General features: G+C 70.9%; 11 protein-coding genes. 10 read left to right on the forward strand and 1 reads right to left on the reverse strand.

The window, feature by feature from the left end; translation table 11 throughout:
* Window positions 1–5: 5 nt before the first annotated feature.
* Complete coding sequence (gene efp / locus OG448_RS25455) at window positions 6–572, forward strand: elongation factor P (RefSeq protein WP_030810617.1); 567 nt, start codon at window positions 6–8, stop codon at window positions 570–572.
* Between the two features lie 2 nt (window positions 573–574).
* Window positions 575–1,009, forward strand: coding sequence for a transcription antitermination factor NusB (gene nusB, locus OG448_RS25460; protein WP_391300045.1), 435 nt, complete (start codon window positions 575–577; stop codon window positions 1,007–1,009).
* 144 nt (window positions 1,010–1,153) lie between these two features.
* On the opposite strand, the gene bldD is transcribed toward nusB, so the two are convergent.
* Window positions 1,154–1,654, reverse strand: a complete 501-nt coding sequence (gene bldD / locus OG448_RS25465; RefSeq protein ID WP_405557148.1) for a transcriptional regulator BldD — start codon at window positions 1,652–1,654, stop codon at window positions 1,154–1,156.
* Between the two features lie 252 nt (window positions 1,655–1,906).
* Between bldD and pyrR the strand changes: the two genes are divergently transcribed.
* The 8 genes from pyrR (at window position 1,907) to pyrF (ending at window position 11,896) form a co-directional block, all read left to right on the forward strand.
* Window positions 1,907–2,479 carry a bifunctional pyr operon transcriptional regulator/uracil phosphoribosyltransferase PyrR gene (gene pyrR / locus OG448_RS25470; RefSeq protein ID WP_031180175.1) on the forward strand — a complete coding sequence of 191 codons (573 nt, stop codon included), beginning with the start codon at window positions 1,907–1,909 and terminating at the stop codon, window positions 2,477–2,479.
* A 91-nt stretch (window positions 2,480–2,570) separates the two neighbouring features.
* Complete coding sequence (locus OG448_RS25475) at window positions 2,571–3,551, forward strand: aspartate carbamoyltransferase catalytic subunit (RefSeq protein ID WP_405557150.1); 981 nt, start codon at window positions 2,571–2,573, stop codon at window positions 3,549–3,551.
* Window positions 3,552–3,556: 5 nt separating this feature from the next.
* The gene (locus tag OG448_RS25480; RefSeq protein WP_405557152.1) at window positions 3,557–4,843 is read left to right on the forward strand and encodes a dihydroorotase; all 1,287 of its coding nucleotides are present in this window, start codon (window positions 3,557–3,559) and stop codon (window positions 4,841–4,843) included.
* Complete coding sequence (locus OG448_RS25485) at window positions 4,840–5,424, forward strand: hypothetical protein (protein ID WP_405557153.1); 585 nt, start codon at window positions 4,840–4,842, stop codon at window positions 5,422–5,424. Before OG448_RS25480 ends, OG448_RS25485 begins: the two co-directional genes overlap by 4 nt.
* On the forward strand, window positions 5,421–6,575 hold the full coding sequence (carA, locus tag OG448_RS25490) for a glutamine-hydrolyzing carbamoyl-phosphate synthase small subunit (protein WP_405557155.1): 1,155 nt from the start codon (window positions 5,421–5,423) through the stop codon (window positions 6,573–6,575). The genes OG448_RS25485 and carA overlap by 4 nt, the downstream gene beginning before the upstream one ends.
* Window positions 6,568–9,876 carry a carbamoyl-phosphate synthase large subunit gene (gene carB, locus OG448_RS25495; RefSeq protein WP_405557156.1) on the forward strand — a complete coding sequence of 1,103 codons (3,309 nt, stop codon included), beginning with the start codon at window positions 6,568–6,570 and terminating at the stop codon, window positions 9,874–9,876. The genes carA and carB overlap by 8 nt, the downstream gene beginning before the upstream one ends.
* Window positions 9,877–9,953: 77 nt before the next feature.
* Window positions 9,954–11,060 (forward strand): quinone-dependent dihydroorotate dehydrogenase, encoded by a 1,107-nt coding sequence (locus OG448_RS25500; protein WP_405557158.1) that lies wholly within the window; start codon window positions 9,954–9,956, stop codon window positions 11,058–11,060.
* Window positions 11,057–11,896 carry an orotidine-5'-phosphate decarboxylase gene (pyrF, locus tag OG448_RS25505; protein WP_405557160.1) on the forward strand — a complete coding sequence of 280 codons (840 nt, stop codon included), beginning with the start codon at window positions 11,057–11,059 and terminating at the stop codon, window positions 11,894–11,896. Before OG448_RS25500 ends, pyrF begins: the two co-directional genes overlap by 4 nt.
* The last annotated feature ends 187 nt before the right edge of the window (window positions 11,897–12,083 follow it).

Below are 12,083 nucleotides of genomic sequence, written 5' to 3' on the forward strand. Positions count from 1 at the left end.
CAACCGTGGCTTCCACGAACGACCTCAAGAACGGCATGGTGCTCAAGCTCGACGGGGGCCAGCTTTGGTCCGTCGTCGAGTTCCAGCACGTCAAGCCCGGTAAGGGCCCGGCCTTCGTGCGCACCAAGCTCAAGAACGTCCTCTCCGGCAAGGTGGTCGACAAGACCTTCAACGCCGGTGTCAAGGTCGAGACGGCCACCGTCGACAAGCGCGACATGCAGTACTCGTACAAGGACGGCGAGTACTTCGTCTTCATGGACATGGAGACGTACGACCAGCTCCACATCGACCCGAAGGCCGTCGGCGACGCCGCGAACTTCCTGATCGAGGGCTTCACGGCCGTCGTCGCCCAGCACGAGGGCGAGGTGCTCTTCGTGGAGCTGCCGGCCGCCGTCGAGCTGGTCATCCAGGAGACCGAGCCGGGCGTCCAGGGTGACCGCTCCACCGGTGGCACCAAGCCCGCCATCCTGGAGACCGGCCACCAGATCCAGGTCCCGCTCTTCATCACCACGGGCGAGAAGATCAAGGTCGACACCCGCACGAGCGACTACCTCGGCCGGGTGAACAGCTAACCGTGGCCGCCCGCAACACGGCCCGCAAGCGCGCCTTCCAGATCCTCTTCGAGGGTGACCAGCGCGGCACCGATGTCATCACGGTCCTCGCCGACTGGGTCCGGCTCTCCCGGAGCGACACCCGGCAGCCCCCCGTGAGCGAGTACACGATGCAGCTCGTCGAGGGGTACGCCGAGCGCGCCCGCCGTATCGACGACCTGATCTCCCAGTACGCGGTGGGCTGGACGCTCGACCGGATGCCGGTCGTCGACCGCAACCTGCTGCGCCTCGGCGCGTACGAGCTCATCTGGGAGGACGAGACCCCGGACGCGGTCGTCCTCGACGAGATGGTGCAGCTCGCCAAGGAGTTCTCCACGGACGAGTCGCCGGCGTTCGTGAACGGCCTCCTGGGCCGCTTCAAGGAGCTGAAGCCCGGCCTGCGCCGGGACGAGGCGTAACCGGTACGACAAGACGCCCGAGGGCCCGCAGCACGCCTGCTGCGGGCCCTCGGGCGTCTTACGAGTCATGAGAGAACCGCCGGGGTGGCAGGGAAACTTCTCCCTGCCACCCCGGCGGCACGTTTCTGCTGCTGAGACCAGCGGCTAGCTGTCCTCGTGGGCGACCGCGCGGCGCGCGTCCGCGTCCAGGACGCCCCAGCCGATGAGCTGCTCGGTGAGGACCGAGGGGGACTGGTCGTAGATGACGGCGAGGGTGCGCAGGTCGTCCTGGCGGATCGACAGCACCTTGCCGTTGTAGTCACCGCGCTGGGACTGGATCGTCGCCGCGTACCGCTGGAGGGGGCCCGCCTTCTCGGCCGGCACGGTGGCCAGCCGCTCCAGGTCCAGGACCAGCTTCGGCGGCGGCTCGGCGGCCCCGCCCGGCGTGGTGCCCGGCAGCAGCTCCTGCACCGGAACGCCGTAGAAATCGGCCAGTTCGGCCAGGCGCTGCACGGTCACGGCACGGTCGCCGCGCTCGTAGGAACCGACCACCACGGCCTTCCAGCGCCCCTGGGACTTCTCCTCGACACCGTGGAGGGAAAGGCCCTGCTGGGTGCGGATGGCCCGGAGCTTGGCCCCGAGCTGTTTGGCGTATTCGCTGGACATATAGCTCCCCGGACACTGTGTAGACGCGGGCGGCAGGTGATCCCACCGCGCGGCTGGTAACTCACTGTGAGGTTACGCAGCGTGATTCTCCTGCGTCAAGCCGAATGGTCCACACCGACTCTTCCGTGGTAGTGGCCGTCCATTGGGCCAAGCGGGTGACGAAGCCCCTCCGGCGACCTGCTAGGGTGGTTGGCGCAAATCCGACGTCCTTTAAGGTCCGTCCCGTGAGGCGGAGAAGGAGGTCCGTTTCGTATGGACACGCACGCCAATCCGCTCAACTCCGATGCCCGGCCCGTGCTCGAAGGCCCGGACATCGCCCGCGTTCTCACCCGCATCGCCCACGAGATCGTCGAACGCGCCAAGGGCGCCGACGACGTGGTGCTCCTCGGCATCCCCACGCGAGGCGTCTTCCTCGCCCAGCGGCTCGCCGTCAAGCTGGAGCAGGTCACCGGTCGGAAGATCCCCGTCGGCTCGCTCGACATCACCATGTACCGCGACGACCTGCGCATGCACCCCCCGCGCGCCCTCGCCCGCACCGAGATCCCCGGTGAGGGTGTCGACGGCCGCCTGGTCGTGCTCGTCGACGACGTGCTCTTCTCCGGCCGCACCATCCGCGCCGCCCTCGACGCCCTGAACGACATCGGGCGCCCCCGCGCGGTCCAGCTCGCCGTCCTCGTCGACCGCGGACACCGGGAACTGCCGATCCGCGCCGACTACGTCGGCAAGAACCTCCCCACGTCGCTGCGGGAGACGGTCAAGGTCCAGCTCGCCGAGGAGGACGGACGGGACACCGTGCTGCTCGGTGCCAAGTCTGCCGACCAGTAGCGCTTCCGGGTGCCCGGCCGCCTCGGCGTGCCCCGGCACACCCCGGTCCGCCCGAAACCTCCCGTATTAACTGCCTTACGGAGCCTGACAGATGCAGCGTCATCTCATCTCGGCCGCCGACCTCACCCGCGACGACGCCGTCCTGATCCTCGACACCGCCGAGGAGATGGCCCGGGTCGCGGACCGGCCGATCAAGAAACTGCCGACCCTGCGCGGCCGCACGGTCTGCAACCTCTTCTTCGAGGACTCGACCCGCACCCGGATCTCCTTCGAGGCCGCCGAGAAGCGCCTCTCCGCCGATGTCATCAACTTCGCGGCCAAGGGCTCCAGCGTCTCCAAGGGCGAGTCCCTGAAGGACACCGCACAGACGCTGGAGGCGATGGGCGTGGACGCCGTCGTCATCCGGCACAGCGCCTCCGGCGCCCCCTACCGCCTCGCCAACTCCGGCTGGATCGACGCCCCGGTCATCAACGCCGGCGACGGCACCCACCAGCACCCCACCCAGGCCCTGCTGGACGCCTTCACCATGCGCCGCCGTCTGATCGGCGCCGACGCCGGCCTCGGCCGGGACCTCGACGGCAAGCGCGTCACCCTCGTCGGCGACGTCCTGCACAGCCGGGTCGCCCGCTCCAACGTGGACCTGCTGCACACCCTGGGCGCCGAGGTCACCCTGGTCGCGCCGCCCACCCTGCTGCCCATCGGCGTGGAGACCTGGCCCTGCGAGGTCTCCTACGACCTCGACTCCACGCTGCCCAAGTCCGACGCGGTGATGATGCTCCGCGTCCAGCGCGAGCGGATGAACGCCGCCTTCTTCCCCACCGAGCGCGAGTACTCCCGCCGCTACGGCCTCGACGGCGACCGCATGGCCCGCCTGCCGGAGCACGCCATCGTGATGCACCCCGGCCCGATGGTCCGGGGCATGGAGATCACCGCCGAGGTCGCCGACTCCGACCGCTGCACGGTCGTGGAGCAGGTCGCCAACGGCGTCTCCATCCGCATGGCCGTCCTCTACCTGCTGCTCGGCGGCAACGAGCCCGCCGGCACCGCCCACCTTCGTACCGAGGAGAAGTAAGACCCATGAGCAAGATCCTGATCCGTGGTGCGAAGGTGCTCGGGGGCGAGCCGCAGGACGTACTGATCGACGGCGAGCTGATCGCGGCGGTCGGCACCGGTCTGAGCGCCGAGGGCGCAGAGGTCGTCGAGGCCGAGGGCCGGGTGCTGCTGCCGGGCCTGGTCGACCTGCACACCCATCTGCGCGAGCCGGGCCGCGAGGACTCCGAGACCGTGCTGACCGGCACCCGCGCCGCCGCCTCCGGCGGCTTCACCGCCGTCTTCGCCATGGCCAACACCTTCCCCGTCGCCGACACCGCCGGCGTGGTCGAGCAGGTCTGGCGGCTCGGCAAGGAGTCCGGCTACTGCGACGTACGCCCCATCGGCGCCGTCACCGTGGGCCTGGAGGGCAAGAAGCTCGCCGAGCTGGGCGCCATGCACGACTCCGCCGCCCAGGTCAGCGTCTTCTCCGACGACGGCAAGTGCGTGGACGACGCGGTCATCATGCGCCGCGCGCTGGAGTACGTGAAGGCGTTCGGCGGGGTCGTCGCCCAGCACGCCCAGGAGCCCCGGCTCACCGAGGGCGCCCAGATGAACGAGGGCGTCGTCTCCGCCGAGCTGGGCCTCGGCGGCTGGCCCGCCGTCGCCGAGGAGTCGATCATCGCGCGGGACGTGCTGCTCGCCGAGCACGTCGGCTCCCGCTTGCACATCTGCCACCTCTCCACGGCCGGCTCGGTGGAGATCATCCGCTGGGCCAAGTCCCGCGGCATCGACGTCACCGCCGAGGTGTGCCCGCACCACCTGCTCCTGACCGAGGAGATGGTGCGCACCTACAACCCCGCCTACAAGGTGAACCCGCCGCTGCGCACCGAGCGCGACGTGCGCGCCCTGCGCGAGGCGCTGGCCGACGGCACGATCGACATCGTCGCCACCGACCACGCTCCGCACCCGCACGAGGACAAGGACTGCGAGTGGGCCGCGGCCGCCATGGGCATGGTCGGCCTGGAGACCGCGCTGTCCGTGGTGCAGGAGACCATGGTCGAGACCGGCCTGCTGGACTGGGCCGAGGTCGCCGACCGGATGTCCTTCACCCCCGCCCGGATCGGCAAGGCCACCGGCCACGGCCGCCCGGTCGCCGCGGGCGAGCCCGCCAACCTCACCCTCGTGGACACGGCCTACCGTGGACAGGTGGACCCCGCGCGCTTCGCCTCGCGCAGCCGTAACACCCCCTACGAGGGCCGCGAGCTGCCGGGCCGTGTCACCCACACCTGGCTGCGGGGCAAGGCCACGCTCATGGACGGGAAGCTCACGTGACACCTGCAACTCAGCTCGCCGTATCGCTCGCCACGACCCTGGCGGACGAGAAGAAGTCGGCCGAGGTGACCGACTGGGCCGCCCGCCTGGGCTGGCTCGTGGGCCTGGCCCTCTTCGTCGCCCTCGTCTACTGGCTGATGCGCGAGGGCTGGAAGTGGCGCGGCACCCTCCAGAGCGACCTGCCCGAACTCCCCGAGGTGCCGGGGGACCCCGGCCCGGCCATCCTGACCATGAGCGGCCGCTACCACGGCTCCACCACCGCCGGGCAGTGGCTGGACCGGATCGTGGCCCACGGCCTGGGCTCCCGCAGCCGGGCCGAGCTGACCCTCACCGACGCGGGCCTGGCCGTCGAGCGCCCCGGCGCCACCGACTTCTTCATCCCCGTCCAGGCGCTGCGCGGCGCCCGGCTCGACAAGGGCATCGCGGGCAAGGTCCTCACCGAGGGCGGACTGCTCGTGGTGACCTGGGCGCACGGCGAGAAGCTGATCGACTCCGGCTTCCGCTCCGACCACGCCGCCGAACACACCACCTGGGTCGAGACCCTGAACCAGATGACCAACCACACGGAAGGCGCACGATGACGACCTCCACCAGGGGAGCCGCGAAGACTCCCGCCGTACTCGTCCTGGAGGACGGCCGCACCTTCCGCGGCCGCGCCTACGGGGCCGTGGGGGAGACCTTCGGCGAGGCCGTGTTCTCCACCGGCATGACCGGCTACCAGGAGACCCTGACCGACCCCTCCTACGACCGCCAGATCGTCGTCGCCACCGCCCCCCAGATCGGCAACACCGGCTGGAACGACGAGGACGACGAGTCCGGCCGCATCTGGGTCTCCGGCTACGTGGTGCGCGACCCCGCGCGCGTGCCGTCCAACTGGCGCTCCCGGCGCTCCCTGGACGACGAGCTGACCGCCCAGGGCGTCGTCGGCATCAGCGGCATCGACACCCGCGCCCTCACCCGCCACCTGCGCGAGCGCGGCTCCATGCGCGCCGGGATCTTCTCCGGCGAGGCGCTGGCCCCCGACGCCGAACTGGTGCGGCGGGTCCAGGCCCAGCCGCACATGAAGGGCGCGAGCCTCTACGAGGAGGTCGCCACCAAGGAGGCGTACGTCGTCCCCGCGGTCGGCGAGAAGAAGTTCACCGTCGCCGCGATCGACCTCGGCATCAAGGGCATGACCCCGCAGCGGATGGCCGAGCGCGGCATAGAGGTCCACGTGCTCCCGGCGACCGCCACGGCCGAGGACGTCTACGCCGTGGACCCCGACGGCGTGTTCTTCTCCAACGGCCCCGGCGACCCGGCCACGGCCGACGGCCCGGTGGCCCTGATGACCGCCGTGCTGGAGCGCAAGACCCCGCTGTTCGGCATCTGCTTCGGCAACCAGATCCTCGGCCGCGCCCTCGGCTTCGGCACCTACAAGCTGAAGTACGGCCACCGCGGCATCAACCAGCCGGTCCAGGACCGCACCACCGGCAAGGTGGAGGTCACCGCGCACAACCACGGCTTCGCCGTCGACGCGCCGCTGGACCAGGTCAGCGAGACGAAGTTCGGCCGCGCCGAGGTCTCCCACGTCTGCCTGAACGACGACGTGGTGGAGGGCCTCCAGTTGCTCGACCAGCCGGCCTTCTCCGTCCAGTACCACCCCGAGGCGGCGGCCGGTCCGCACGACGCCGCCTACCTGTTCGACCGCTTCACGTCTTTGATGAGCACCGTCCGGGAGGGCCAGCGTGCCTAAGCGCTCCGACATCCAGTCCGTCCTGGTCATCGGCTCGGGTCCGATCGTCATCGGTCAGGCCGCCGAGTTCGACTACTCCGGCACCCAGGCGTGCCGCGTGCTCAAGGCCGAGGGCCTGCGAGTGATCCTGGTCAACTCCAACCCGGCGACGATCATGACCGACCCGGAGATCGCCGACGCCACCTACGTCGAGCCGATCACCCCCGAGTTCGTCGAGAAGATCATCGCCAAGGAGCGCCCCGACGCCCTCCTGCCCACCCTGGGCGGCCAGACCGCCCTGAACACCGCCATCTCGCTGCACGACAGCGGGGTGCTGGAGAAGTACGGCGTCGAACTGATCGGCGCCCGGCCCGAGGCGATCCACAAGGGCGAGGACCGCGACCTCTTCAAGGGCGTCGTGGAGGAGGTCCGCAAGAAGACCGGCCACGGCGAGTCCGCCCGCTCGGTCATCTGCCACACCATGGGCGACGTCCTCGACGGCGTCGAGACGCTCGGCGGCTACCCCGTCGTCGTCCGCCCCTCCTTCACCATGGGGGGCGCCGGCTCCGGCTTCGCCCACGACGAGGACGAGCTGCGCCGCATCGCCGGCCAGGGCCTCACGCTCTCCCCGACCACCGAGGTGCTCCTGGAGGAGTCCATCCTCGGCTGGAAGGAGTACGAGCTGGAGCTGATGCGCGACAAGAACGACAACGTCGTGGTCGTCTGCTCCATCGAGAACTTCGACCCGATGGGCGTGCACACCGGCGACTCGATCACCGTCGCCCCCGCGATGACGCTGACCGACCGGGAGTACCAGCTCCTGCGCGACGTCGGCATCGCGATCATCCGCGAGGTCGGCGTGGACACCGGCGGCTGCAACATCCAGTTCGCGGTGAACCCCGAGGACGGCCGGGTCATCGTCATCGAGATGAACCCGCGCGTCTCCCGGTCCTCCGCGCTCGCCTCCAAGGCCACCGGCTTCCCGATCGCCAAGATCGCCGCCAAGCTGGCCGTCGGCTACACGCTGGACGAGATCCCCAACGACATCACCCGGGAGACCCCGGCCTCCTTCGAGCCCACGCTCGACTACGTCGTCGTCAAGGCCCCCCGGTTCGCCTTCGAGAAGTTCCCGCAGGCCGACTCCACGCTGACCACCACCATGAAGTCGGTCGGCGAGGCCATGGCCATCGGCCGCAACTTCACCGAGGCGTTCCAGAAGGCGCTGCGCTCGCTGGAGAAGAAGGGCAGCCAGTTCACCTTCATCGGTGACCCCGGCGACAAGACCGCCCTCCTCGAAGAGGCGGTACGCCCCACCGACGGCCGGATCAACACCGTCATGCAGGCCATCCGCGCGGGCGCCACGCCGGAGGAGATCTTCGAGTACACGAAGATCGACCCCTGGTTCGTGGACCAGCTCTTCCTCATCAAGGAGACCGCGGACGAGCTGGCCGGGGCCTCCGAGCTGACCGCCGAACTGCTCGCCGAGGCCAAGCGACACGGCTTCTCCGACCTCCAGATCGGCGAGATCCGGGGCCTGCGCGAGGACGTCGTCCGCGAGGTCCGGCACGTCCTGGGCATCCGCCCGGTCTACAAGACGGTCGACACCTGCGCCGCCGAGTTCGCCGCGAAGACGCCGTACTTCTACTCCTCCTACGACGAGGAGAGCGAGGTCGCGCCGCGCGAGAACCCCGCGGTGATCATCCTGGGCTCGGGCCCCAACCGCATCGGCCAGGGCATCGAGTTCGACTACTCCTGCGTCCACGCCTCCTTCGCGCTCTCCGACGCCGGGTACGAGACCGTGATGGTCAACTGCAACCCGGAGACCGTCTCCACCGACTACGACACCTCCGACCGGCTCTACTTCGAGCCGCTCACCCTGGAGGACGTGCTGGAGATCGTGCACGCGGAGTCCCTCGCGGGCCCGATCGCCGGTGTGGTCGTGCAGCTCGGCGGGCAGACCCCGCTGGGCCTCGCGCAGGCGCTGAAGGACAACGGCGTGCCGGTCGTCGGCACCCCGCCCGAGGCCATCCACGCCGCCGAGGACCGGGGCGCCTTCGGGCGCGTGCTGGCCGAGGCCGGCCTGCCCGCGCCCAAGCACGGCACCGCCACCACCTTCGCCGAGGCCAAGGCCATCGCGGACGAGATCGGCTACCCGGTCCTGGTCCGCCCCTCCTACGTCCTCGGCGGACGCGGCATGGAGATCGTGTACGAGGAGGAGCGCCTCTCCGCGTACATCGAGGAGTCCACCGAGATCAGCCCGTCCCGGCCGGTCCTCGTGGACCGCTTCCTGGACGACGCGATCGAGATCGACGTCGACGCCCTCTACGACGGCGAGGAGCTGTACCTCGGCGGCGTCATGGAGCACATCGAGGAGGCCGGCATCCACTCCGGCGACTCGGCGTGCGCCCTGCCCCCGATCACGCTCGGCGGCTTCGACATCAAGCGGCTGCGCGCCTCCACCGAGGCCATCGCCAAGGGCGTCGGCGTCCGCGGACTGATCAACATCCAGTTCGCCATGTCGGGCGACATCCTCTACGTCCTGGAGGCCAACCCGCGCGCCTCCCGCACGGTCCCCTTCACCTCCAAGGCGACCGCCGTCCCGCTCGCCAAGGCCGCCGCCCGCATCTCGCTGGGCTCGACCATCGCCGAGCTGCGCGCCGAGGGCCTGCTGCCCGCCACCGGCGACGGCGGCGAACTCCCGCTGGACGCGCCGATCTCCGTCAAGGAGGCCGTGATGCCCTGGTCCCGGTTCCGGGACATCCAGGGCCGCGGCGTGGACACCGTGCTCGGCCCGGAGATGCGCTCCACCGGCGAGGTCATGGGCATCGACTCCGTCTTCGGCACGGCGTACGCCAAGTCGCAGGCGGGCGCGTACGGCCCGCTGCCCACCAAGGGCCGCGCGTTCATCTCGGTCGCCAACCGCGACAAGCGCTCGATGATCTTCCCGGCCCGCGAGCTGGTCGCCCACGGCTTCGAGCTGCTGGCCACCTCCGGCACCGCCGAGGTCCTCAAGCGCAACGGCATCAACGCCACCGTCGTGCGCAAGCAGTCCGAGGGCACCGGCCCCGGGGGCGAGCGGACCATCGTCCAGCTCATCCACGACGGCGAGGTCGACCTCATCGTCAACACGCCCTACGGCACCGGCGGCCGCCTCGACGGCTACGACATCCGTACGGCGGCCGTGGCCCGCTCGGTCCCCTGCCTCACCACCGTCCAGGCGCTCGCCGCAGCCGTCCAGGGCATCGACGCCCTCGGCCGCGGGGAGGTGGGCGTCCGCTCCCTCCAGGAGCACGCGGAACATCTGAACGCGGCCCGCGACTAGCCGCGCCGAGGGGGACACCGGAAACGGTGTCCCCCTCTTCATGAGCCACGCCCGCCCCGCCTCAGAGGACTTCCCACATGTACAAGCTGTTCTTCCGGCTGATCTTCCAGCGGATGGACCCGGAACAGGCCCACCACCTCGCCTTCCGCTGGATCCGCCTGCTCGCCCGCATCCCGGTCCTGCGCACCTTCGCCGCCGCCGCGCTCGCCCCCCGGCACAAGGAACTGCGCACCGAGGCCCTCGGCCTGCGCATGCACGGCCCCTTCGGGCTCGCGGCCGGCTTCGACAAGAACGCCGTCGGCATCGACGGCCTCTCCATGCTCGGCTTCGACCACGTCGAGATCGGCACCGTCACCGGCGAGGCCCAGCCGGGCAACCCCACGAAGCGGCTGTTCCGGCTGGTCGCCGACCGCGCCCTGATCAACCGCATGGGCTTCAACAACGAGGGGTCCCTCGCCGTCGCCGCCCGGCTCGCTTCCCGGCGCCCGGTGTTCCGTACGGTCGTCGGTGTCAACATCGGCAAGACCAAGGCCGTCCCCGAGGCGGACGCCGTCGCGGACTACGTGAAGTCCGCCGAGCGGCTCGCCCCGCACGCCGACTACCTCGTGGTCAACGTCTCCTCCCCGAACACCCCCGGCCTGCGCAACCTCCAGGCCACCGAGGCGCTGCGCCCGCTGCTCGGCGCCGTGCGCGAGGCCGCCGACCGCGCCACCGGCGAGCGCCGCGTGCCGCTCCTGGTGAAGATCGCCCCCGACCTCGCGGACGAGGACGTCGACGCCGTCGCCGACCTCGCCGTGGAGCTCGGCCTGGACGGCATCATCGCCACCAACACCACCATCGCCCGCGAGGGCCTCGGCCTGCGCTCGGCGCCCTCGGTGGTCAAGGAGACCGGCGGCCTGTCCGGCGCCCCGCTGAAGGCACGCTCCCTGGAGGTGCTGCGCCGGCTGTACGCGCGCGTGGGCGACCGCATCACCCTGGTGGGCGTCGGCGGCATCGAGACCGCCGAGGACGCCTGGCAGCGCATCCTGGCCGGCGCCACCCTGGTCCAGGGCTACAGCGCCTTCGTCTACGAGGGCCCCTTCTGGACCCGCGCCGTCCACAAGGGCCTCGCCGCCCGGCTGAACGCAAGCCCTTACGCCACCCTCGCCGACGCGGTCGGCGCCGACGTCAGGAACCCCGCATGAGCGAGCCCTTCGGTACCCGTCTGCGCCGCGCCATGGACGAGCGCGGTCCGCTGTGCGTCGGCATCGACCCGCACGCCTCGCTGCTCGCCGACTGGGGCCTGAACGACGACGTGGGCGGCCTGGAGCGGTTCAGCCGCACGGTCGTGGAGGCCATCGCCGACCGGGTCGCCGTCGTGAAGCCGCAGAGCGCCTTCTTCGAGCGGTTCGGCTCGCGCGGTGTGGCCGTCCTGGAGCGCACCGTCGAGGAGACCCGTGCGGCGGGCGCCCTGGTCGTGATGGACGCCAAGCGCGGCGACATCGGCTCCACCATGGCCGGGTACGCGGAGGCGTTCCTGCACAAGGACGCCCCGCTGTTCTCGGACGCGCTCACCGTCTCCCCGTACCTCGGCTACGGCTCGCTCGCCCCGGCCGTCGAGCTGGCCCGCGAGAACGGCGCCGGGCTCTTCGTGCTCGCGCTGACCTCCAACCCGGAGGGTCCCGAGGTGCAGCACGCGGTCCGCGCTGACGGGCGAAGTGTCGCCGCGACCGTGCTGGCCCACCTCGCCGCCGAGAACGCGGGCGCCGAGCCCCTCGGCTCGTTCGGCGCGGTCGTGGGCGCCACGGTGGGGGACCTGTCGTCCTACGACCTCGCCATCAACGGGCCGCTGCTCGCCCCCGGCGTCGGTGCCCAGGGCGCCACCCCGGCGGACCTCCCGGCGGTGTTCGGGAGCGCGGTGGGCAACGTGGTGCCGAACGTCAGCCGGGGCGTGCTGCGGCACGGTCCCGACGTCCAGGCGCTGCGGGCGGCCACCGCGGCCTTCGCGGACGAGATCCGGGCCGCCGTCGCGGGCTCCTGAGCACGGCGGACGGGCTCGACCGGGGGTCCGAGAGGCGAATACATCGGCGAATCGTGGGCAGTATGCCCGAAAAGTCCGTCCTCGTAGAGGCTGACCAGGACTTTTCCGCTGTTCTCGCTGACTCCGGCGAACATGCCCGCTAGTCTCCGAGCAGTGAGAGCGGGCGAGCGTGTTGCTCGTGGCTCCC

The sequence above is a fragment of the Streptomyces sp. NBC_01171 genome (assembly GCF_045039805.1).
Lineage (GTDB): Bacteria > Actinomycetota > Actinomycetes > Streptomycetales > Streptomycetaceae > Streptomyces.